This is a genomic window from Gemmatimonadota bacterium (assembly GCA_040882465.1).
GTDB lineage: Bacteria > Gemmatimonadota > Gemmatimonadetes > Longimicrobiales > Gaopeijiaceae > JBBEBG01.
In genome coordinates this window covers 149,995-172,959 of record JBBEBG010000036.1, presented here as the reverse complement: position 1 = coordinate 172,959, position 22,965 = coordinate 149,995, and the positions used below count along the sequence as shown (strand labels likewise).

The window sequence follows — 22,965 nt, the reverse complement described above, 5'->3', positions numbered from 1 at the left end:
GACCCGATCCCACCTCGATCCCGGGAAATCGCGCAGGGTGGCCCTTTTCGGCGGCGGCATGGGTCCTGCTCCTGGGATGGACGAATGTGGCCCGGGTCCCGATCCCGCGGGGCCCCTCCGCCGCATCCCGAACGGAAGGAGCACGACATGGGAGACCGCGCGGGCGGCGCACGCAGCGTCCGAACGACGATTCTGGCCATCCTCCTCTCCCTCGGCCTGTTCGGGTGCGAATCCGGCGGAACCTTGGGTCCGGGCAATGCCCCGGCGCCTCCCCTCGACTTCGACGCCTTCTACTACAACCTCGCGGTCCACCTCTCCTGGGAGCTGGCCTCGGATTGGGATGGCGAGCCCTTCAGAATCTTCGGAAAGAGGGTCAACGATCCGAACTATTTTCTGATCGCGGAGGTCACGAACTGCTCGAACGGCCTCTGTTCGTACCGGGACGTGAACATCCTCCCCAACGTGACCTACCAATACTACGTGGCGGCCGTGGGCCCCGGTGGGACCGAAACGCCCTCCGACGTGGCCATCGAGGTCCTCGTCCCTACTCCGACACCTCCTCCCACCCCGGGCAGCTTCGAAGCGATCGCGCTCGACCGCGCGATCTTCCTGACCTGGGACACGCAGAGCCGATCGGCCGACGACTTCGCCTTCTACCGGGTCTACTTTCACAACGGGACCTCCGGGACGTTGATCGGGGAGACGGACTCCGAAGGATTCCTCGACCTCCTCGTCCAGAACGGAGACACCTACGGGTACTTCGTGACGGCGGTGGACAACGTCGGGCACGAGAGCCAGGGGAGCACGCTGGCGCAGGCCACGCCGAGACCCGACTTCCAGGGCGAGTTCCTCTTCGCCTTCGAAGACGTGCCGGAGGAATCGGGCTTCCGGTTTCAGGTCAACGATCAGGACGACCCAATTGTTCATGGAACCGACGCGAGTCGCCACTTCCGGCTCGAGGCCGACTTGGACGGGTGGTTCCTCGTTCCGGGACCCACGGCGCAGGTGCATCCTCAGGAGAGGATCACGACCGCCCTCCGGTGTGGGCCCGCGGCCGACCCGGGGTGCGTGGACTTCCCGGCGGCGCCCTCGACCGGGTACGTGTCCGCGCCGGTGGGGCTCGCCCCGGAGCGGAGCTACGTGCTGCGCGTGCAGGAGGGGAACAGCTTCCGGTACGGTGTGGTCCGTGTCACGCACGTGGGGTTCGCGAACGAGGGAGCCTTCGCGGTCTTCGACTGGGCCTTCCAGCTCCAGCCGGGTAACCTGAACCTCGCTCCGCCGGCGCCCTGACCGAGCGTGCGATCACCCGGAAACCCTTGGGGTGCTTGGCTTGTGCCCCCATCCGCCCCGGGCTATCTTCCCGACCATGATACCTGTGCTGGAGGCGGTGCCCAACTTCAGCGCGGGACGGGACCGACCCCTTCTCGATCGCTTGATTCGAGCCGCCGAGGACCGGGGTGCGGACGTGTTGGACGCGTCGGCCGACGCGGATCATAACCGGGCCGTGATCACGTTCGTGGGACCGCCCGACGTCGTCGAGGAATCCGCGGTGGCCCTCGCCGAGCTCGCCGTGGAGGCGATCGACCTGAGGGAGCACCGGGGGGTTCACCCCCGGATCGGGGCGCTCGACGTCCTCCCCCTCGTTCCACTCGTCGGTCTCACCATGGATGAGGCCCGAGCCTCGGCCCGGCGCGTGGGGGAGCGGCTCGCCGCCGAGGTCGGCCTGCCGGTCTATTTTTACGGAGAGTCCTCGGAACCGCCGGGGCGGCGGCTGGCCGAGCTGCGACGCGGGGGATTCGAATCGTTGGCCAGGGGGTTTCCCGAGGGGCGGCGGCCCGACCTCCTTCCGCAGGGGTGGAGCCATGCCGGAGCGCATCCCTCCGCCGGGGCCGTCTGCGTGGGGGCTCGACCCCTTCTGTTGGCCTGGAACGTCGAGGTCGAGGGACTGTCCCGCGATGCCCTCGAAGAGTTGGCCCGAAGCCTGCGGGAGAAGTCGGGCGGCTTTCCGGGCCTTCGCGCCCTCGGTTTCGTTCGGGGCCCGCAAGCGTTGATGCAGATCTCGATGAACTTCGAGGACGTCGCGCGCCGGAGTCCCTTCGAGGTCTTTGAGGCCGTCGAGACCCGGGTCGTGGAGTGGGGTGGAAGGATCGTGGAGACGGAGGTGGTGGGGCTCATTCCCGACCGTCTCCTGTTGGAGGCGGGAGCCGATCGCCTGACGCTGCGGGGACCGGGAATGGACCGTGTCCTCGAACACCGGCTGCTGAACCATGTGACGGACCGGGTCGCGCGCGAAGTGGATCTCCTCGAGCGTTCCGTCCTTCCGCATCGGAGTGTGCTTCCCGCAGAGGTATCGGACGCCGTGAATCGACTCGTGCGGGCCCTCTCGAACCGAAGATTCCGGGACTTGGAGCCATGAAGACCGATGCACTGAAGGAAGAGGCGCGCCGTTTTGAGCAGCGCGAGGAGTGGGGAAAGGCTCTCGAGCTCTACCTCCAGGCGATCGAACGCCAGGCGGACGAAGACGAGCCGGAAATTGCGCTCCACAATCGCGTCGGCGACCTCCAGCTCCGGCTCGGGGACGTGCTCGGCGCGGTGAGCAGCTACAACCAGGCCATCTCGCTCTACCTCGACGCGGGTCTTCCGAACAACGCCATCGCCGTCTGCCGGAAGATCATCCGCAACGATCCCCGGCGTCCCGATGCCTTCCTCCGGATGGCAAGGATTCGTGCGTCTCAGGGGCTGGTCGTGGATGCGCGGCAGAACTTCCTCACCTACGCGGAGATGATGCAGGCGAAGGGGAAATCCGAGGAAGCCATCGCCGCGCTCGAGGAGCTCATCGCGGCGGCGAGGGACGATGCCGAGACGCGCGAGCTCCTGGCGGATCGCCTCCTCCGGCATGAGCGCTTGGACGATGCGCTCGCCCGCCTGAAGGAAGCATACCGGATCCATGCCCGCGCGGGCGATGAGGAGAACGCGAGTCGCATTCTCGACCGGCTGCGCGAGCTCGCGCCCGACCAGCCCCTTCCCGACGCCGACGGTCCTTTCCCCGCTACGCCGGAGTTCGAGGAGGTGCCGCGCGACGAGGCCGCAGGACTGGCCGGCTTTGAAACCACCGCGCTCGGAGGGGAGGCGGAGCCGGAAGCAGCCGCGCGTGAGGATGAAGCCGCGCCGGTCTCGGGCCTGGAACCCGCGCACGACATGTTCAGGACCGATGCGGAAGCCGAGTTCGCCTCCGGAGCGGAGACGGAGGCGGAATCCGAAGTCCCGCGCGAGTGGGACGACGACCTGGTCTCCGCCGAAGCGGAGATCGAGCCGGAGGAAGACTCTTCGCCTCTCCCCTTTCTGACCGCGGACGCGGCGGAGCTCGTCGGCACCCACGAAGATGCCGAAGACTATGAGGAGGGGCCGGAGTCGTGGGAGGCCGAGGCCGCTCTGGAACTTCCGGACCTGGTGCCCGCGCTCCGCGAGCGTGTGGCGAGCGATCCGGCGGACGGGGAGGGTTGGCTTCTTCTCGCCCGCGAGCTCCTCGAAGGGGGCAACGAGGTGGAAGGGGGTGACGCACTCCACCGTGCGCACCAGGCATACGCCGCCGGAGGCGACCCAAGGGCCGCGATGCAGGTCGCCGAGGAGCTCCTCATCCTCCAGCCAACGAGGCTCGATCTTCGCCAGCGCGTGGTCGAATACGCCCATATGACCGGGGATCAGGACCTCCTCCTGGATGCCTTCATGGAGTTGGCCTCCGCTCTTCACGGCACAGGCGACACGGATCACGCCCGTGCGGTCCTCGAACGCATCGTGAAACTCGCCCCCGGCCACGAACGGGCCGGTGCCCTCCTGGCCGAAATCACGCCGCGCCAGGCGCCGCCGCCCACGAAGGCCGCGCAACCGCGGGCGGAGACTTCGCCGCCGGCGAAGGGAGCCCCGCCCGCGTCTCCTCCATCGGGCGATTACGTGGACCTCGGGGCTCTCGTCCTCGACGAAAAGGGAGAGGAAACGACCCGCTGGGTCGTTCCCGCCGACGCTCCCTCCGCGGACGAAGACGCGGACTTCAAGCGCACTCTCCAGCAGTTCAAGGCGAAAGTCGCGGAAAATCTCTCCGTGGATGACGCCAAGGCGCACTACGATCTTGGGACCGCCTATAAGGAGATGGGGCTGATGGAGGAAGCGATCGGCGAGTTCCAGCAAGCGCTCCGCGCGGATCCCGCGAACCTCGCCGCCTTCGAGGTCCTCGGCCAGTGTTTCCTCGAAAAGGGAGAACCTCAGGCGGCGATCCGGACGCTCGAGCGCGGCCTCCGCCTCCCGATCCAGGTCGAGGACGACCTCCTCGGGATCTACTACTGCTTGGGGAACTCGCACGAGGTGGTGGGGAACACCGATTCCGCGAAGGAGTTCTACGAGAGAATCTTCGCACTCGACATCAACTTCAAGGATGTGACGGATCGCCTCAGGGACCTCCGGTGACGTCCGGTCGGGTCCAACCGTCGCGGGCCGGCCGGCCATGAACGAAGCTCCCTCCGCTCCCCTCCGTGCGCCTTCGAGGCTTGCACGTATCCAGGAGCCCGTGCGGGAACGGCTCGACGGCGTCGTCGAGGAGATCCGCCGGATCATCCACTCGGACTTCGAGATCCAGGAGGAGGTGAACGACTACCTCCTCAAGATGCGCGGCAAGTTTTTTCGCCCCACCCTCCTCCTCCTCACGAGCCAGGTCGGGGACCGTCCCCACGAGGACGCCCTCCCCCTCGCCGCGGTCGTGGAGCTCGTGCATCTCGCGACGCTCGTTCACGATGACGCCGTGGATCATTCGGTCCTCCGCCGCGGGCTTCCGACGGTCAATCAGCTCTGGAACCACCAGGTCGCGATCATCGCGGGGGACTTCCTTTATTCGCGTTCGGTCCTGGAGCTCACGCGGGTGGGGCGGCTCGATGCGATCCGGGCGCTTGCGGCGGCCTCGAACGAGATGAGCGTCGGGGAGCTTCGCCAGCTCGTTTCCTTCGACGCGCTCGACTTCACCGAAGAGGACTACTACCGTCTGATCTCGTGCAAGACTGCTTCGCTCATGGGCGCGTCCTGCGAGATCGGGGCGCTCGTCGGGATCGAGGGGTACCGGGAACCCTACCGGCGATACGGGGAGGCTCTCGGCATGGCTTTCCAGATCGCGGACGACCTCCTCGATTACGAGGGGAGCGAGGAACGTACGGGGAAGCCGGTTGGGCACGATCTCCGGGAGCGGAAGGTGACCCTCCCTCTCGTGGAGGCCCTCCGCCGATGCGGCCCCGACGACCGGGAGCGGGTGCGGAGCTTTTTCACCCAGGTCGAGCCTTCCGATGAGGAGATCTCCGCTATCGTGGAACTGGTCCGGACTGCCGGGGGGCTTGAATATGCACGGGAGCGGGCGCGCCACTACGCCGAGATCGCCGGGGCGGCGCTCGCCGAGGTTCCCGAGCGGGGGGAGGCCCGGGATGCCCTCCAGGCGGCGATCGGGTACGCCGTCGAACGGTCCCGATGAGCCTGGCCGCAACCCTTTCGACCCCTGGCGCACATCGGCGCGAGGCCGTCCAATTGGTTAGATTAAGTAGATCGGAGATGGGGGAGACGACCGAGAGGGGCTCGAGACCCGGGTGGAGGTGGTGACGCTGAGCATGCTCCTCGACAACCGGAGCCGCACCGCCTCCCGTGTGGCTTGGAGCCTGATCCTCGGACTTTTTCTCGGCGGGCTCTTCACGGAGCTTTCCGAGCGATTCCTCCCCGAGAGCGCGGCGCGCGACTTCTTCACGACATCGGTCTCCGCGTCGGTCGGCCCCCTTCACCTCGATCTGGTCGCCGTCGCCATCACGCTGGGCCCCGTGGCCCTGACGATCAACGTGCTCACCCTGGTGGGGATCGGGCTGGTGCTCCTGGTCGCCCGCTCGTGGATCTGAGGCCGTAAGGGCCGGATTCCGAGGCCATCTAAGCCACCACTGGAGGACCGAAGGCCATGTTCAGCGGAATCGGGATGTGGGAGCTCATCTTCCTCTTCGTCATCGTGCTCCTTCTCTTCGGCGCGAAGCGGCTCCCCGAGATCGGGGCGTCCCTGGGGAAGGGAATCCGAGAGTTCAAGGGCTCGCTCCGTGAGATCGAAGGCGAGCTGAAACTCCCGCCGGAGCAGGAGAAGGGCCGCCCGCAGCAGGCGCAGCCGCAGGCTCGCGCCAAGGAAGCGGAGGAAGAGGGGGGGAACGGTGGGGAGCCCCGGCGCCTGACGACGAGCCAGTAAAGCCGGAGTTCTCGGCTCGGCCGGTCAGTATCCCAGACCGCCGAACGGCATGTTCGCCTGCATTTCTTCGGCGGCTCTGAAGTATGCCTCGCGGTTGTCCACGATGCGGATGGTCTCGCGGAGCCCCTCGATCCACTTTCCGAGCCGCTCCTGCTCGATCTGGAGCGTGACCTCCGAACGCTGAACGTCCTTCTGGGCCTCCCAGGCCTCTCGGTCGGCCTCCGTGCGTGCCTCGACGCGCAGGATGGCGATCCGGTTCCCGGCGATGACCGGCCCCGCGATCTCGCCGACGGGGGCGCCGAAAGCGGCCCCGATTGCCGGCGTGGACTGCCCCAAATTCGGCACGATCGTGGTTCGAGCGAACGGGCCCTCGTGGACCACCGGACGCCCCAGCCGGGCCGCGAGTTCCTCGAGACTGATGGCTCCGTTTCGGAGTTCGGTCGCCCAGCCGCGCGCCTCGTTCATCGCGAGTTCGAGCTTCCGCTCCGCCCGGATGTCCGCCTCGATCCGGCTCGATGCCTCGGCGACGGTGAGAGTGCCGGCCGGGGCGAGAGAGACGATCTCCAGCATGTAAAAGGCGTCGGGGCTTTCGAAGAGGGGGCTGACAGCGCCTCCGCCTTCCGCGTCGAGGAAGATCCAGTCCTGCCCTTCAGCCGCGTTCCCGACCCCCGCGAGCGTGGCCGACTCCTCCGTGATCTCTCCCGTGAGCACATCGAGCCCGAAGGCCGCGGCAGCCTCCGCCAAGCTGCGCCGCTCGCCCAGTGTCTCCAGGGAGTCGGCTTGGGTGAAGAGCGCGATCTCCGATTCGTCGGTTCGGACCACCTCGATCAGGATGTGGCGAAGCTCGGCCTGGTCCTCCTCGCGCGAAATGACCTCGAGGAGGTGAACTCCCGCCGTGGTCAGCACCGGCTCGCTCACTTCTCCCACGGGGAGTGAAAAGGCGGCAGAGTCGAGCTGGGGGAGAAGCTCTCCCCGGGCCCAGGACCCCATGTCGCCGCCGCTCATCGCCGAGCCCACGTCGTCACTCTCCCGTTCCGCCACCTCCGCGAAGGGCGTTCCCCCGAGGATTTCCTCCCGCAAGGTGAGGATTCGATCGCGTGCGGCGGTGGTGTCCGCGGCGGTGGGGCGGATGTCGAGGAAGGTGTAACGCACCTGGGCCCGCCCCGGAACCGCGAATTCGTCCGCGTTCGCCCGGTAATAACGAGAGATCTCCTCTTCGGTGACCGTAACCGCGGCGTCGGGGACATGTGTGACGGGGTCGATCAGGAGGGCGGTGACTTCGACCGACTCCCGGGAGGCCTTCCAGCGCTCCCAGAGCTCCCGGTCGGAGACGAAAATGCCGGCGGTGACCTGGAAAGCGAGCTTCTCCCTCGGGATCGTTTGCCGGTAGTATTCCTCGAGGCTCAGGAGGAAACCCGGGTTCTGAGCCTGCTGGCTGATATATTGGCGGTAGAGGGCGAGGTCGAACTGGCCCGCCGCGTTCTGAAAGGCCGGATCGCTCCGGAACTGCGGCGGCGGGTCGTTCTGGGCCCGGGCGAGGATCTCCTCGTCGCTCACCCGGATTCCACGGCGCTCCAGCTCGTTTCGGATGAGGATGTCGTTCACGACCTCGTTCCACGCCGTATCCTCGATCTCCCGGTTCTGCGCTGTGGAAACCGGCCCCGACTGGGAGCGCGCGACCTGGTCGTAAAGCGTCTGGTAAACGTTCTGGTAGGCCTGCACCGAAACCGGCGTGCGCCCGACTCTCCCCAGGTCTCCACCCACTGAGCGCCCGCTCACGTCCATCCCCCACTCGAAGACCATCAGCGCCACGAACGCGAAGGCCACGAGGATCATGATGATCTTCGTGTTCTGGCGCATCTGCCGCATCAGCATACGGCGAACTCCTCGAAGGTGGACTCGCGCGGGAGGGGTGCCGGCGCGCCCCCGCGCCCGGATGAGGGCCCGAAGGCCCCCCGGAGATCCCGGGGAAACGGGCCGAAACGTAACCCGTTTCCACGGGGCGCTCAACCAGATTCCGACCCGCCCCGGGGCCCGAGGTTCCGTTGACACGATTTCCGGGCGTTCCGTATCTTCCTCGACAGGTTCTCCTCGGGCATCTCCGCCGCCCAATCCTCGCTCGATGCACCGACAAGTCGGTGAAGAAAGGAACCAGCGTGTCCGAGTCGCTCGACCAGGAGATCCGAACTCTGCGGGCCCAGTTCTGGTCGGCGCGGGACCCCGAAGGGCGGGCCTTCGCCCCGCTTGCGGAAGCTTACCGGCGGTTGGGGGATCTCGACGAGGCGACCTCTCTCGTCCGAGACGGCCTGGACCGCCTTCCCGACTTCTCAACCGGCCATCTCGTCGCTTCCCGAGTGGCGCGGGACCGCGGCGACCTCCTTTTGGCCCGGGAGCACCTGGATCGGGTCCTCGACCTCGACCCGGAGAATGTCCTTGCCCTTCTGGAGCGGGCGGACGCACGGGCCTCGGAGGCGGACGGGGAAGGCGCGGCCTTCGACCTGAAGGCCGCGTTGGAGCTGGAGCCGGAAAACGCGGCCGCCCTGGGGCGGCTCGCCGACCTCGAGGACTCCCGCTGGGCCACGATGTTGGAGGGGGGGCAAGTGGGCGGTCCCGGTCTCCCGTCCCAAGGGGATCCCGCGCCCCCTCCCACGCCACCGCCGGACATCGCGACCGGCTCGGCCATTGTGCCCGCTCCCGAGCGGGTACCGGCCGACGGCGAGGACCGGGAAGAGGCGGAGGAGGACGAGTTCGCGGCGCGTATGGCCGCGGAGGAGGAATCGGATGAAGAGACTTTCCTCATGACCCGCACGATGGCTGAGCTCTACGCGAAGCAGGGGCTCCACGAGCGGGCGGTCGAGGTGTACGTGCAGCTGGTCGAGGCGAACCCGGATGACGCCGGGCTCGCGGAGCGACTGAGCGAGCTCGAGACTCACGCCTTCGAAGAGACGGAGGGAGAGGAGGAGCGCCCGCCCGCCCGGCTCGTGATCGAAGACATCGAGGAGGAGGAGGAGGAGGAGGGACCCGGAGTTCCGCCCTCCCCCCTCCCTTCTGCCGCGGAAGTTGCCATGGAGGTAGAGGGAGTCGGAGAGGTGTGGCTGGAAGTGGAGGTCGTCGAAGAGGAGGCGATCGAGAGGACGAGCCTCGCGCCGACCACGCGCGAGAGCGGTCCCCGGACGATCGCGGAGTACCTCGGGGACCTCCTCGCCTGGGTTCCCGGCGCCGTTCCCGTCGCCTCCCTCGCTCCGGATGGGTTGGAGGGTTCGAGCGTTCCACCCGCCCCTCTCACCACCGCCGAATGCGACCCCGATGAGGACGCGGAGGGGGCACACCGGGACGAAGGGGACACGGACGGGTTCGATGCCTGGCTGAGGAGCCTCCGCTCGTGAAGATCGTCGTCATCCACGGCCCCAACCTCCAGCTCCTGGGAACACGTGAGCCCGAACTGTATGGGGCGGAATCCCTCGCGGACGTGGATCGAATGATCTCCGAGCTCGCCGGCGAGCTCGGGGTCCAAGTCGAAACCTTCCAGTCGAACCACGAGGGGGAGATTCTCGACTTCGTGGCGAGGGCGGCCGGATCGGCCGACGGCTTTCTCGTGAATCCCGGCGCCCTGACGCACACGTCAGTGGCGTTCCGCGACGCCCTGGTCGGGGTCGGGCGGCCCTTCGTGGAGGTCCACATCTCGAACACGGCCGGCCGGGAGCCGTTCCGCGCTCACTCCTACCTTTCCCCCGTGGCCGCCGGGGTAGTGTTTGGATTCGGGGTCCAGGGCTATCTTCTTGGGTTCCGGGGGCTGGCGAGCCGGCTTTCCGGCGCCTGAACAGAATCATCACACATCCCAGATAGATCGCATGGCCTCGACGGCGGATTTCAGGAACGGGCTGGTGTTGGACATGGACGGGGTCCTCTGGGCCATCACCTACTTTCAGCACGTGAAGCCCGGAAAGGGCGGCGCCTTCGTGCGGACGAAGCTGAAAAACGTCCTTACGGGCCAGGTCGTGGAACGGACGTTTCGTGCGGGAGACAAGGTGAGCACGGTGCGTCTCATGCGGCGTCCCGTGAACTACAGCTACACGGACGGCCAGTTTTATTTCTTCATGGACCAGCAAACCTTCGAGATGATCCCGATCTCGGGGGACCTGATTGGCGCTGGCCAGCTCCGATACCTGAAGGAAAACATGGAGTGCGAGGGGCTCGTGCATGACGATCGCGTGATCGCGGTGGAGCTCCCTGACTTCGTCGTTCTCCAGGTGACGCGGACCGATCCGGGCCTGCGGGGCGATACGGCTCAGGGCGGAACGAAGCCGGCGACGCTAGAGACGGGAGCGGTCATTCAGGTTCCCCTTTTCATCGAAGAGGGCGACGTGGTCCGGGTGGATCGCCGCGAAGACAAGTATCTGGAGCGAGCCTGAGCTGAATGATTGATCTCGAGTTCATCGAGAGGCTGATCCGCACGCTCGACGCGAGCGGGCTCGATCACATCGAGATCGAGCGGGGCGGAACACGTGTCCGCCTTTCGAGGACGCCGGCGCCCGCCCCCGTCGTCTTCGCGCCCGAGGCTCCGGGCCACGCGGCCGATCCTTCTGGCTCCGCACCAGGGCGGCCGGCACCCCAAGGCGCTCCGGACGCGGGGTCCGCTGCGCCTCCGCCGGAGTCCTTGCCGGACAACGTCGTCGAGATCACTTCCCCCATGGTCGGCACATTTTACAGGGCCGCTTCCCCCGACGCCGATCCTTTCATCGAAGTGGGCCGCCGCATCGCCAAGGGAGATCCGCTCTGCATTATCGAGGCGATGAAGCTCATGAACGAGTTGGAATCCGACCTCGATGGAATCGTCCGAGAGGTCTGCGTGTCCAACGGGGCGCCCGTGGAGTACGGCCAGGTGCTCTTCCGGGTCGAGCCCGCCTGAGACGAGCTCCCAGGAAATCTCTTCTTTCGGGGACTAATCGGTGTTCAAGAAGGTGCTGGTCGCGAACCGGGGCGAAATCGCCCTGCGGGTGATTCGGGCCTGCCAGGAGCTCGGCGTTCCCACCGTCGCCGTGTTTTCCGAAGCGGACCGAGAGTCGCTCCATGTTCGTTTTTCGGACGAGGAGGTGTGCATCGGACCGCCCCAGTCCTCCGAGTCCTATCTGAACATTCCGAGGATCATGGCGGCCGCGGAGATTACCGGGGCCGAGGCGATCCACCCCGGTTACGGATTCCTCGCGGAAAACGCCGAATTCGCCGAGATCTGCGAGCGCTCCAACGTGACCTTCATCGGTCCGTCGGCGGAGCAGATCCGGGCGATGGGGGAAAAGGCGCGGGCGCGCCAACTCATGATTGAAGCGGGAATTCCGACCGTCCCGGGCTCGGACGGCCTTGTTCGCGATCCGAGAGAGGCGATGGAGATCGCGCGCGCCACCGGCTTTCCCATCATGGTCAAGGCGGCGGCGGGGGGCGGAGGGAAGGGAATGCGAGTCGCGCCAGACGAGGCGAGCCTGGAGCGCCTTCTCCGCGCGGCTCAGAACGAGGCTCAGGCCGCCTTCGGGGACGGCTCCGTCTATCTGGAGCGGGCCCTTCAGCACCCGCGCCATGTGGAGATTCAGGTCTTCGGCGATACGCACGGGCGGATCGTCCACCTCGGGGAGCGGGATTGCTCGGTGCAGCGCCGCCATCAGAAGCTCGTGGAGGAGGCGCCCTCGCCCGTCCTCAATTCCGAGCTCCGTGAGGAGATGGGGGCGGTCGCCGTGCGGGCCGCGGCGACGATCGGGTACGTCGGAGCCGGAACGGTCGAGTTCCTTCTCGAGCCCGATGGCTCTTACTTCTTCATCGAGATGAACACGCGGATCCAGGTGGAGCACCCCGTCACGGAGGTGACGACGGGATTCGACCTGGTCAAGGAGCAAATCCTCGTCGCCGCGGGCGAGCGGCTCTCCTTTCCGGAGGGCCCCGTCGTCATGCGCGGCCACGCCATCGAGTTCCGGATCAATGCTGAAAACCCCGAGAGGAACTTTCAGCCTTCGCCGGGGCAGATCACGACCTTTCACCCGCCGGGAGGACCGGGTGTACGGCTCGACACCCATGTCTATGCGGGGTACCGCGTTCCGCCCTATTACGACTCCCTGCTCGCGAAACTCATCGTGAGTGGAAAGACGCGAGAAGAGGCGCTCGTGCGGGCACGCTACGCGCTGGGTTCCTTCGTGATCGAGGGGGTATTCACGACGATCCCATTCCTATCGGAGCTGGTTCGACACCCGAGATTCCAGTCGGGAGATGTCGACACCCATTTCGTCGAGCGGATGCTCGCCGAGCGCGCCGCATCCTGAGATTCGAGACGAGATCCATGAAGGTCCGCACCTTTTTGTCCGCCGCCGAAGCCGAGTCCGGGGAAGTCGCGGGGCACACGGCGGTCGTGATCGACGTCATCCGGGCCACCTCCACGATCGTCGAAGCGCTCGCCGCGGGAGCGCGAGCCGTCTACCCGACCGTCTCCACGGAAGATGCCATCCGTATCGCCAACTCACTCGGCCGCGACGACACTCTCCTCTGCGGTGAGCGGAAGGGACTCAAGATTCCGGGGTTCGACCTGGGGAACTCCCCCTCGGAATTCACTTCGGAGAGCGTCGGTGGGATGCGTCTCGTGATGAGCACCACGAATGGAACGCGGGCCTTTCTCGCCGCGGAGGATGCGGATCGCATCGTCGCCGCCTCCCTCATGAATCTCTCGGCGGTCGTAGAGTCCGTCCGCGACGCCGACCGAATCGCGCTGATCTGCGCCGGCCGCGAGGGCCGCTTCTCGCTCGACGACGCCCTCTGCGCGGGGGTGATCATCCGCGAGCTCGAAGGCGACGGCGAGGCGGCGGAGCGGGATCTCGACGACGCCTCGCGCGCGGTCCTCGCCCTTTCCGCGAAGTTCAAGCCGGACCTCGCCCTCCTCCGCTCGACGGAGGCGGGCGCGGCCCTGGTGGAGGTGGGGCTCGAGGCCGATCTTTCGGCCTGTGCCTCGAGGGACCGGCACGACCTCGTGCCCGAGATGGGCGATCGGACGATCCGGGTGCCGGAGAAGGGATCTTGAACGGCTCACCGAACTCGTCGTGAGCCGAGCCAGAATGGCGAAATCCCAGCGCAAGAACGAACGAAAGAGCGAGCGAAAAAAAGAGCTCATCGGCGTGGGGCTTTTGGCCCTCGCCGTCTTCGTCCTCCTGACCCTCCTCCCCACCGCCCTCCTCGGATCCCTCGAAGCCACCTGGTTTCCGTCGGGGAATCTCATGGGGGTAGTGGGACACTGGTTCCGGACCGGCGCCGTCTACCTTTTTGGCGGGGGCGCCTGGCTCCTTCCCGCTCTGGTCGCGCTCGCGGGGATCCACCTCGGCGGATGGATCGCGCGGGAGCGGGCTGTGCGCCTCGCGATCCTGGGCCTCGGCCTCCTCGTCCTGCTTCCCGGCGCCTTCTTCGTCCTTTCGTTTCCGCCCGAGTGGCCGGGGCGGCTCGGCGTTGGCGTTGGCCTTCCTCTGGCCGGCGCCCTCGGCGTCTTCGGCGCAAGTTTTTTCCTCGCCGTCGCCTTTGTCCTCCTATCGCTGGCGACGCTCGGATGGAACCCGCTCCAGCGACCGGCGTTCTGGCTCCTCAAGGGGGCGAAACTCGCTTGGGAGCGGGGCGCGGGATGGCTCGAAGGGCGGCACATTCCGGAGATGCGGACCCCGGCACCGGCGGTCGTCGTGGAGGAGGCGCGCCCCTTCGAACGGGAGCCCGTCGTCGTGGAAGAGCCGGTCGAGGCGGCCGACGTGGAAGCCGAGGAGCCCGAGCCCGAGAGGGCGGTCGTTCCGGCGACGACGACCGCGGCCCCGTCCCGCAAGGACATCCTCCACGATCCACGCGACCCCAGGGAGTTGGCGGGGGACGAACTTCCGCCCCTCGACCTTCTCGATCCCTCCGAGCATCCCGACCGGAGGGAGATGGAGCGCGACCTGGACGCGCTGGGGGAAGTCCTCGTGGAAAAGCTCCGGACCTTCAGTGTGGAAAGCACGCTGGGCGGGCGCACCACCGGGCCCGTCGTCACTCAGTTCGAGGTGATCCCCGCCCCGGGAGTGAAGGTCAATCGAATCGCGAATCTCGACCGCGACCTCGCCCTCGCGATGAAGGCGAAGACGATCCGGATCGTCGCGCCGATACCGGGGAAGGGTGCCGTCGGCGTCGAAATTCCGAACCCCCTGGCCTTCACGGTCCGCCTGCGGGAGATCCTCGAGAGCCGGGCCTTCGGCGGGTCGCGCGCCGAACTTCCCCTGGGGCTGGGAAAGGATCTGAGCGGCGACCCCTACGTGGCAGATCTCGCCCGGATGCCGCACGCCCTCATCGCGGGCGCGACCGGGTCGGGAAAGTCGGTCTGCCTCAATACGATCATTACCTCCCTCGTATACCGGCACACCCCCGAGACCCTCCGCCTCCTCCTGATCGATCCGAAAATGGTGGAGCTCTCCACTTACGCCGATCTTCCGCACCTCCGGCACTCCGTCGTGACCGACCCGAAGGAGGCGGCTGGAGTCCTCAAGTGGGCGCTCATCGAGATGGAACGGCGGTACGCTCTCCTCTCGGCGAACGGAGTGCGCTCGATCAGCGAGTTCAACCGGCGAGTCCGGAAGGGCAGTACGCTCAAGCGGGTCGAGGCGGACGGAGACGAGGGGGATCCGGACCGCTGGATCTACACGGACGGAATCCTTCCCTTCGTGGTCCTCGTCGTGGACGAGCTCGCGGACCTCATGATGACCGTGCAAAGCGAGATTGAAAAACCGCTCACGCAAATCGCCCAGAAGGCGCGCGCGATCGGTCTCCACCTCATCGTCGCCACGCAGCGTCCCTCCGTGAACGTCGTCACCGGATTGATCAAAGCGAACTTTCCGTCGCGGATCGCGTTCCGCGTCGCGTCCAAGACCGACTCGAGAACCATCCTGGACCAAAACGGGGCGGACGTCCTCCTCGGCGACGGCGACATGCTTTTTCTCCCCCCCGGGCAGAGCGAGCCGGTCCGCATCCAGGGGGCGTATATCTCCACGGAGGAGACGGAGCGCCTCATAGGCTGGTATCGCGAGCTCCGCGAGCGGAAGCTCGCGGCCGAAGAGGGGGCGGGGCCGGCGGTGGAAGAGGATATCCTCGAAGTCGTCCGCGCTCGCGAAATCGAACAAGCGGGAGGCGGGGAAGAAGTCCTCGGGGGCGAGTGGGACGAATACTTTCGGGAAGCGGCCGAGATCTGCATCACGAACGACCAGGGTTCGACCTCTCTCCTCCAGAGGAAGCTCCGGATCGGGTACGGACGGGCGGCCCGGATCGTGGACCAGCTCCACGACTCCGGTGTCCTCGGGCCTCCCGATGGTTCCAAGCCCCGCGAGGTCCTGATCAACCTGGATCAACTCGACCGGATGTTCGGGGGGGGTCGGAACTGAGGACCCGGGAGGCCCGGCGGAGCTTCCCGAGAACCCTCTCCGTCCTCGGGCGTGTAATGAGACTCATGCGAACCAAAGACCTGGTGCATCGAATCCGGCGGACGTGTCCCGCCTCTGCCTTCTCCCGAGGGCGGACCGCGGGGGGCGTCTGCTTCTTAGCTTTAGCCATGGCTCAACCGGCGCGGGGACAGGAGGCCGTCGCGATTCTGGAGCGGGCCTCCGCGCGGCACGAGGCGCTCGACGGCTTCTGCGCCAACTTCCATCAGGTCATCGACGTGACCCTCCTGGGGGATACGATCGCGAGCCGGGGCGAGCTCTGTCAGGCGCGGTCGGACCGCTTCGACATGCGGTGGTCCGATCCGGCGGGGGACCGCATCGTGGCAGACGGGATCGATCTCTGGGTCTATTTCCCCAGCGTGGACGAGGGTGCGGTGAACCGGACCCGACTGACGGGCGCCGAGGGGAGGTTCGACCTCCACCGAGAATTTCTCTCGAATCCCGGGGAGCGGTACGATGCGACCTACATCGGGACCGAGCGGGCGGGGGGACGGCCGACTTATCTGGTCGCCCTTCGCCCAACCGAGCCCTCGCCTTACCGGAGCGCGCGGATCTGGATCGACACCGCCGACTACCTGATCCGGAAGATCGAGATCGAGGAGCTGGATTCCGAGAACACACGGACCGTCGAGCTCACGAACATCCGCCTGGATCCGAACCTTGCCGCGGACCACTTCCGCTTCGATCCCCCGGCCGGCGTGCAGGTGATCACGCCATGATCGGGCGGCTCCGCACGCGGGACCTCCCGGTCTTTCCGGTCACTGCGACGCCCATCCGGCCGGATGTCTCCCCCGCGGTGTCCGCCGTCCACCACGCCTTCGATCCGACCGGTCCCGCCGCCGGCCCGCGAATCGGTCTCGTCACTCTCGGCTGCGACAAAAACACGGTGGACTCCGAACGGATCATGGGAGCGCTCGTGGGGGAAGGCGCGCGGGTCGTCCCCGACGTCGCGGACGCGGACGTCATCGTCATCAACACCTGCGGCTTCATCGAGGCGGCGAAGGAAGAGTCGGTCGAAACGATTCTCGAGGCGTGCGCCCTCAAGAGCTCCGGGAAGGTGAAGGCGGTGGTCGCGGTCGGGTGCCTCGTCCAGCGTTACAAGGAGGAGCTCGCGGCCGAGATTCCCGAGGTGGATCTCTTCCTCGGGCTCACCGAGATGCAGGGGCTCGTGAGCGAGCTTCGGGCGCGCGGGCACCTCCCGGAGGAGGAATGCGCGATCCCGGTGATGGAGCGTCCTCTCCGGATCCTTTCGACCGACACGCCGCATGCCTCCCACCTCAAAATCTCCGAGGGGTGCGACCACACCTGCGCCTTCTGCGCGATCCCTCACATGCGGGGGCTCCACCGGTCCGCGCCCGTCGCGGAGCTGGTCCGCGAAGCACGGGGGCTCGAAGCGCGCGGAGTGCGGGAGCTGAACCTCGTTTCCCAGGACACGACCTGGTACGGGAAGGATCTGCGTCGCAAGGCCGTCGCGGCGACGCGCTCCGGGGGGGAGGCCGGGAACACGCCGCTCCTCCCGGACCTCCTCCGCGCACTCCTCGGGGAGACGACCATCCCCTGGTTTCGGCTCTTCTACATGTACCCGTCAGGGATCACGGACGAAATCGTGGAGCTCCTCGCCGGGGAGCCGCGGCTCCTCCCCTACCTCGACATGCCGATCCAACACGGAAGCGACGCCGTCCTCAAGCGGATGCGGCGCCCCGAGCGGAGGGACACGATTCGCGAGCGCGCGGGGCGCCTCCGCGCGGCGATTCCCGAGCTGGTGCTCCGCACGACGGTGATCGTCGGCTTCCCGGGGGAAACCGAGCGCGAATTCGAAGAGATGCTGGACCTTCTGGCGGAGGCGCGATTCGACCGGGTGGGCGCCTTCGCCTATTCCCCCGAAGAGGGGACGCCGGCCGCGGAGCACCCAGGCCACCTCTCGGAAAACGAGAAACGGGATCGCCTCGAGATCCTCATGGAGCTCCAGCGCCAGATCTCCTTCGAAAAAAACGAAGAACTCATCGGGCGCCGCGACCTGCTCCTCGTGGATCGGATCCTCGACGACGATCCGGAGCACGCGGGAGAAGGGAGAACCCGGGGTCAGGCACTGGATGTGGACGGACTCACCCGCATCCTCCCCGGAGTGGAGCTCCGACCCGGGGCCTTCCTCGAGGTCGAGATCGTGGACGCCCTCGACTACGATCTGATCGCCCGGGTGGTGGCATGAAAGGCGAGACCTCGGCGGCGATGACCAGAAAAGCGCGGTCCCCCACCTCCGGGCTCTGGGAGCGGGCGCTCGCGGTCCTGCCCGGGGGCGTCAACTCGCCGGTGCGCTCCTTCCGCTCCGTCGGAGGGATCCCCTTTTTCGTGGAGCGGGGCGAGGGCGCCTATCTGTGGGACACCGCCGGAAACCGATACCTCGACTACGTCCTCTCCTGGGGGCCCCTCATCCTCGGGCATGCGCCCACCGTGGTCGTGGAGGCGCTCGAGCACCAACTCTCGCGGGGGACGAGCTACGGAGCGCCGACCGAGGCGGAGGTGGAGCTGGCGGAACGGCTCGTGCGGCTCGTCCCCGGGATCGAAATGGTCCGGCTCGTGAGCTCGGGGACCGAAGCGACGATGAGCGCGCTCCGCCTGGCGCGGGCCTTCACGGGACGAACCCGCTTCCTCAAGTTCAGCGGGTGTTACCACGGCCACGCGGATCCTTTTCTCGTCGCTGCCGGGAGCGGAGTCGCGACGCTCGGGCTTCCGGACTCGCCTGGGGTCCCCGCCGCCGCGGTGCGCGATACCGCCGTTCTCCCCTTCAACGACCTCGAGGGCGTCGCCGACCTCTTCCGCCGGGACGGAGACGACTTCGCCGCGGTCGTCCTCGAGCCGGTCGTGGGGAACGCCGGCCTCATCCTCCCCGAGCTCGGATTCCTCGAGGGACTCCGGGAGATCACGGCGCGCCACGGCACGCTCCTCGTCTTCGACGAGGTCATGACCGGCTTCCGGGTGGGGCTCGGCGGCGCGCAGGGTCACTACGGAGTCGAACCGGACCTCACCACCCTCGGAAAGGTGATCGGGGGGGGGCTTCCGGCCGGTGCCTTCGGGGGGCGGCGCGACATCATGGCGATGGTTGCCCCGGCCGGCCCCGTGTATCAGGCCGGCACCCTCTCCGGCAATCCCCTCGCGACGGCCGCCGGGAATGCCCAGCTCGCCTGGCTGGAGGAACATGACCCCTTCCATGGGTTGGCGAATTACGGGGAGCGGCTCGTGAGCGGCCTGGTCGAGGCTCTCGGCGCGGCCGGAGTCCCTGCCACGGGGGCCGCCATCGGCTCCATGTGGGGAATCTTTTTCCACCCCGGACCCGTCCGATCCTTCGAAGAGGCCCGCGGCTCGGACACGGAGCGCTTCGCCCGCTTCCATGGAGAGATGCTCCGCCGGGGCGTGTTCTTGGCTCCCTCGCCCTTCGAGGCGGGGTTTCTTTCGATCCGGCATGGCGAAGAGGAATTGGCGTTCACACTCGAAGCCGCCCGGGGGGCGGCGGAGGCTCTGGGATGATGCGAAGGAGACGGGAAGAGATCTTTGGCGGATCGCGCCATTCGGTGAGTGCGGACGGAACGGTGTGGGGGGAGGGGAGGGGGACGGCGGCCGCGGGAATTGCGACTCTCCTTGCGATCGTTCTCGGCTCCTTCGCGCCCACTCCGGCACGAGCTCAGGGGCTCGCCGACTTCGACTACGAAAACCTCTCCTTCCAGGGGGCCATGCTCGATGTGGGCTACATCTTCCCCGCAAAGGTGGACAACACGCAGTCCTTCGGCGGACGGGTGGACCTGGGGCTCCTCGGTCCCGGGGTTCGCGTCACCTTCGGCTTCAACCGCTGGTCCTCCTTCCTGACCAGCTCCGAGGTCGAGCGGCTGGAGAACAGCGTCTCCGCTCTCATTTTCGAGCGGACCGGTGAGGTGGTCCTCGTGGACCTCGGTGCGATCCGGTGGTCGGACGTGGCGCTGCACGGGGATATGCACTTTCTCTGGGAGGTGCCCTTCGGACTCCTGACCTACGCCGGGGGAGGCCTGAGCGCCCACGTCCTTCGGGGAGGGGGATCCGCGGTGGACGGGACCTTCGTGGACGACCTGCTCGATTCGGTCCGGGCGGGAGTGAACGTGCATGGAGGCGTCGAAGTGCCGCTCGGGACGCGCCTGCGCGTCGTGGGCGAAGGGCGCTTCGAGCTTCTCGAAGATCTGAGCTACTTCCAGCTCCGCACCGGCCTCGAGATCCTCTTCGGCCGTTGACTTCGGGTAAGCTCTCGGGTCCTTTTCTGATCCCCCGGCCTGCTCCGGGGTAAGAATCCCCCCCAAAGGGCGAGCTCGGAAGGCGACCCCAAAGGAGAATCGAATGGCCGCGACGATAAAGAAGCTGCTCGAGGGCCTAAATATAGATCTGGCCGCGGAATACCAGGCCGTCATCACTTACCGGCTCTTCGCGAGCCTCGCTTCCGGCCCCTACCGGCAGGAGATCCGGGACTTCTTCGAAGCGGAGATTCCGGACGAGCTCGGGCACGCACAGTTTCTCGCCGACAAGATCGTGGCCCTCGGCGGCACCCCTACCGGGGCGCCCCGCCCGGTGAAGATCTCCCGCACGAACCGCGAAATGTTCGAGATCGCGCTTGCGGCGGAAAAGGACGCGATCGGGCGTTATGAGAAGCGGGCGAAGCAGGCCGAGGAGCTGGGGCTCACCGCGCTCAAGGTCCGTCTCGAAGACCTGATCGTGGACGAGACGGGGCACAAGGAGGAGATCGAGCGCCGGTTACACAACTGGAAGGAATGAGGGGTCGGCCCTGGGAGCTTGAATCGGGTCCAGAGGATTTCTATATTTAAGGTCTGGCATGGGGTTGGTCGATCCCGCGCCGCGCACGGTATCCGGAGAAGTTTATGAGGCAGGGTATCCACCCCGAATACAAGCCGGCACGCATCGTCTGCGCGTGCGGCAACGTCATCGACACCCGCTCTACGGCAGGCGACCTCCACGTCGAGATCTGCGCGGTCTGCCACCCCTTCTACACGGGGAAGCAGAAGCTCGTGGATACCGCGGGCCGGGTCGAGCGTTTCAACCGCAAGTACAAGCAGGAAAGCGAGTCCTAGCTCCCGCCGCGGACCGTCCATCTTCGGTCCGGGCGGTCCGGTCGGCACCTGTCGCTTCCTTCCGGCCTACCGGTGAAGGTTTCCCAACTCGACGAACGAATGGAGCGGCGGCTTTCGGATGCCGTCGCGCGTTTTCGCGCCATCGACACCCGCCTGTCCGAGCCGGAAACCGCCCGCGATCCCGACCTCCTGAGACGGCTAGGGCGCGAGCGGGCGGAGCTCGAGCCCGTGGTCCGGACGGCGAACGCCCTAAGCTCAGTGGCACGCGAGTTGGCCGGTGCCGGCCAGATGGTGCGCGAGACGGACGACGACGAGATCCGGTCGCTCGCCGAGTCGGAGATTGCCGGGCTGGAGGGCCGTTTCGAAGTCCTGAGCGCCGAGGCGCGGCGCCTCCTTCTCCCCAAGGACCCGTTCTCCGGGCGCGATGCGGTCCTCGAGATTCGCGCGGGAACGGGAGGGGATGAGGCGGGGCTCTTCGCGGCCGATCTCCTCCGCATGTACCGTCGTTTCGCCGAGCGCGAGGGGCTGAAGGTCGAAGTCCTCGACATTTCCGAGGGGATTCCCGGGTCGGTGAAGGAGGCGATTCTGGTGGTGCGGGGCCCGGGCGCCTACGGGACGCTCCGTTTCGAATCCGGCGTACACCGCGTGCAGCGGGTCCCGGCCACCGAAGCCCAGGGTCGGATCCACACCTCCGCGGCCACCGTCGCGGTCCTCCCCGAGGCCGAAGAGGTGGACGTCCAGATCGAGCCCGGAGAGCTGCGGGTGGACGTGTACCGTTCCTCGGGTCCGGGGGGGCAGTCCGTGAACACGACCGACTCCGCCGTCCGGATCACCCACCTCCCGACCGGGCTGGTCGTAACCTGCCAGGACGAAAAGTCCCAGCTCAAGAACAAGGTGAAGGCGATGAAGGTGCTCCGGTCCCGCCTTCTCGACCGCGTGGTGGCCGAGCGGGAGTCCGCGCGGGCACGCGACCGCAAGGCCCAGGTCGGCACGGGCGACCGCTCCGCGAAAATCCGCACATACAATTTCCCGCAGAACCGCGTGACGGACCACCGAATCGGCCTCACCGTCCACCAGCTCGAAGACGTCCTCGACGGCGATCTGCGGGAGCTCGTCGGGGCGCTCCGGCTCGCGGATGAAGAAGAGCGCCTCCGGGAGGCGGTGTGAAGGACGCGTCGCCGCGCCCAGGCGCCGCCGTCGCGCTCCCTGCGGAGGGTGCGTGTTGGACGGTCCTCCATCTGGTCCGCTGGAGCGCCGAATACTTGAAAACAAAGGGGATCGCAGGGGGACGTCTCGACGCGGAACTCCTCCTTGCGGAGGTGCTCGGGATGGACCGGCTCCACCTCTACCTGGACCACGACCGCCCCCTCGAGCCCGAGGAGCTGGCCCGCTTCCGAACCACTCTCCTGGCTAGAGCGCGGCGGCAGCCTCTCCAGTACATTCTCGGGCGCGCGCACTTCCGGGAGGTCACCCTTCGAACCGACCCGCGAGTGCTGATCCCGCGTCCGGAAACGGAGGAATTGGTCGGGGCTGTGCTCGCCCGCGTGGGCCTCTGGGATCGGACCGGCCTGCGCGCGCTCGACCTGGGCACCGGGAGCGGGGCCATCGCCCTCTCCCTCGCCCTGGAGGGCCCCTTCGTGCAGGTTGTCGGAACCGATGCGTCGGGGGGTGCTCTCGACGTGGCGCGCGAAAACGCCGCGCACCTCGGGCTCGAAGCGAAGGTCGAGTTGCGCCTGGGCGACCTCTTCGACCCCGTGGCGTCGGGAGAGGCGTTCGATGTCATCGTGTCGAACCCTCCCTACGTTTCCGAAGGGGAGCTTCCGGGTCTCGAGCCGGAGGTCCGGGAGTGGGAACCTCGGGAAGCGCTGGTCTCCGGGGGGGAGGACGGGACGGCCTTCACCTTCGCTCTGATTGAAGGAGCGGCGACCCGGCTCAGTTCCGGCGGCCTCCTCGCCCTCGAAGTAGGGGTGGGGCGGGCGGGCCGAATCGCCGAAAAGATCCGCGGCGTGGGGGGCTTCGGTCCTCCGGAGGTTCTCCGGGATCTGGCGCGCCGGGAGCGAATCGTTCTGGCGACGCGGCTCGGGCCGGAGGCATGAGGGAGGAGTTCAGAGGCGCCTCGGACGTTCCGAAGGAGAAG

Annotated in this window: 22 protein-coding genes; 21 read left to right on the top strand and 1 reads right to left on the bottom strand. The window is 67.3% G+C overall.

Annotation, left to right across the window (positions count from 1 at the left end; all coding sequences use genetic code 11):
• Positions 1–147 precede the first annotated feature (147 nt).
• From WEG36_13775 to WEG36_13750, 6 genes are all read left to right on the top strand, one after another.
• Positions 148–1,290 carry a hypothetical protein gene (locus tag WEG36_13775; GenBank protein ID MEX1258678.1) on the top strand — a complete coding sequence of 381 codons (1,143 nt, stop codon included), beginning with the start codon at positions 148–150 and terminating at the stop codon, positions 1,288–1,290.
• Positions 1,291–1,366: 76 nt separating this feature from the next.
• Complete coding sequence (gene ftcD, locus WEG36_13770; GenBank protein MEX1258677.1) at positions 1,367–2,416, top strand: glutamate formimidoyltransferase; 1,050 nt, start codon at positions 1,367–1,369, stop codon at positions 2,414–2,416.
• Complete coding sequence (locus WEG36_13765; GenBank protein ID MEX1258676.1) at positions 2,413–4,461, top strand: tetratricopeptide repeat protein; 2,049 nt, start codon at positions 2,413–2,415, stop codon at positions 4,459–4,461. The genes ftcD and WEG36_13765 overlap by 4 nt, the downstream gene beginning before the upstream one ends.
• Positions 4,462–4,561: 100 nt before the next feature.
• Positions 4,562–5,506: a polyprenyl synthetase family protein gene (locus WEG36_13760; protein MEX1258675.1), complete on the top strand. Its 945-nt coding sequence runs from the start codon at positions 4,562–4,564 to the stop codon at positions 5,504–5,506.
• Between the two features lie 118 nt (positions 5,507–5,624).
• Positions 5,625–5,918: a hypothetical protein gene (locus tag WEG36_13755; protein ID MEX1258674.1), complete on the top strand. Its 294-nt coding sequence runs from the start codon at positions 5,625–5,627 to the stop codon at positions 5,916–5,918.
• A gap of 56 nt (positions 5,919–5,974) precedes the next feature.
• On the top strand, positions 5,975–6,250 hold the full coding sequence (locus WEG36_13750; protein ID MEX1258673.1) for a twin-arginine translocase TatA/TatE family subunit: 276 nt from the start codon (positions 5,975–5,977) through the stop codon (positions 6,248–6,250).
• A 24-nt stretch (positions 6,251–6,274) separates the two neighbouring features.
• Here WEG36_13750 and WEG36_13745 read toward each other — a convergent pair whose 3' ends face one another.
• Positions 6,275–8,125, bottom strand: coding sequence for a SurA N-terminal domain-containing protein (locus WEG36_13745; protein MEX1258672.1), 1,851 nt, complete (start codon positions 8,123–8,125; stop codon positions 6,275–6,277).
• A gap of 281 nt (positions 8,126–8,406) precedes the next feature.
• Between WEG36_13745 and WEG36_13740 the strand changes: the two genes are divergently transcribed.
• The 15 genes from WEG36_13740 (at position 8,407) to prmC (ending at position 22,924) form a co-directional block, all read left to right on the top strand.
• The gene (locus tag WEG36_13740; protein ID MEX1258671.1) at positions 8,407–9,636 is read left to right on the top strand and encodes a hypothetical protein; all 1,230 of its coding nucleotides are present in this window, start codon (positions 8,407–8,409) and stop codon (positions 9,634–9,636) included.
• Positions 9,633–10,070 carry a type II 3-dehydroquinate dehydratase gene (aroQ, locus tag WEG36_13735; GenBank protein MEX1258670.1) on the top strand — a complete coding sequence of 146 codons (438 nt, stop codon included), beginning with the start codon at positions 9,633–9,635 and terminating at the stop codon, positions 10,068–10,070. Before WEG36_13740 ends, aroQ begins: the two co-directional genes overlap by 4 nt.
• 31 nt (positions 10,071–10,101) lie before the next feature.
• Complete coding sequence (efp, locus tag WEG36_13730; protein ID MEX1258669.1) at positions 10,102–10,662, top strand: elongation factor P; 561 nt, start codon at positions 10,102–10,104, stop codon at positions 10,660–10,662.
• Between the two features lie 5 nt (positions 10,663–10,667).
• Positions 10,668–11,159 carry an acetyl-CoA carboxylase biotin carboxyl carrier protein gene (accB, locus tag WEG36_13725; protein MEX1258668.1) on the top strand — a complete coding sequence of 164 codons (492 nt, stop codon included), beginning with the start codon at positions 10,668–10,670 and terminating at the stop codon, positions 11,157–11,159.
• Positions 11,160–11,199: 40 nt separating this feature from the next.
• Positions 11,200–12,555, top strand: coding sequence for an acetyl-CoA carboxylase biotin carboxylase subunit (accC, locus tag WEG36_13720; GenBank protein MEX1258667.1), 1,356 nt, complete (start codon positions 11,200–11,202; stop codon positions 12,553–12,555).
• A 17-nt stretch (positions 12,556–12,572) separates the two neighbouring features.
• Complete coding sequence (locus WEG36_13715) at positions 12,573–13,304, top strand: 2-phosphosulfolactate phosphatase (GenBank protein MEX1258666.1); 732 nt, start codon at positions 12,573–12,575, stop codon at positions 13,302–13,304.
• Between the two features lie 34 nt (positions 13,305–13,338).
• Positions 13,339–15,666, top strand: coding sequence for a DNA translocase FtsK (locus tag WEG36_13710; protein MEX1258665.1), 2,328 nt, complete (start codon positions 13,339–13,341; stop codon positions 15,664–15,666).
• Between the two features lie 65 nt (positions 15,667–15,731).
• Positions 15,732–16,442, top strand: coding sequence for an outer membrane lipoprotein carrier protein LolA (locus WEG36_13705; GenBank protein ID MEX1258664.1), 711 nt, complete (start codon positions 15,732–15,734; stop codon positions 16,440–16,442).
• A complete protein-coding gene (gene rimO / locus WEG36_13700; GenBank protein MEX1258663.1) occupies positions 16,439–17,932 on the top strand; it encodes a 30S ribosomal protein S12 methylthiotransferase RimO in 1,494 nt (497 codons plus the stop codon). The genes WEG36_13705 and rimO overlap by 4 nt, the downstream gene beginning before the upstream one ends.
• A gap of 20 nt (positions 17,933–17,952) precedes the next feature.
• Positions 17,953–19,248, top strand: a complete 1,296-nt coding sequence (hemL, locus tag WEG36_13695) for a glutamate-1-semialdehyde 2,1-aminomutase (protein ID MEX1258662.1) — start codon at positions 17,953–17,955, stop codon at positions 19,246–19,248.
• The gene (locus tag WEG36_13690; GenBank protein ID MEX1258661.1) at positions 19,245–19,979 is read left to right on the top strand and encodes a hypothetical protein; all 735 of its coding nucleotides are present in this window, start codon (positions 19,245–19,247) and stop codon (positions 19,977–19,979) included. The genes hemL and WEG36_13690 overlap by 4 nt, the downstream gene beginning before the upstream one ends.
• A gap of 103 nt (positions 19,980–20,082) precedes the next feature.
• Positions 20,083–20,514, top strand: coding sequence for a ferritin-like domain-containing protein (locus WEG36_13685; GenBank protein ID MEX1258660.1), 432 nt, complete (start codon positions 20,083–20,085; stop codon positions 20,512–20,514).
• Positions 20,515–20,618: 104 nt separating this feature from the next.
• On the top strand, positions 20,619–20,828 hold the full coding sequence (rpmE, locus tag WEG36_13680) for a 50S ribosomal protein L31 (GenBank protein MEX1258659.1): 210 nt from the start codon (positions 20,619–20,621) through the stop codon (positions 20,826–20,828).
• 99 nt (positions 20,829–20,927) lie between these two features.
• Positions 20,928–21,995, top strand: a complete 1,068-nt coding sequence (gene prfA / locus WEG36_13675) for a peptide chain release factor 1 (protein MEX1258658.1) — start codon at positions 20,928–20,930, stop codon at positions 21,993–21,995.
• Positions 21,992–22,924, top strand: a complete 933-nt coding sequence (gene prmC, locus WEG36_13670) for a peptide chain release factor N(5)-glutamine methyltransferase (GenBank protein ID MEX1258657.1) — start codon at positions 21,992–21,994, stop codon at positions 22,922–22,924. The genes prfA and prmC overlap by 4 nt, the downstream gene beginning before the upstream one ends.
• Positions 22,925–22,965 lie beyond the last annotated feature (41 nt).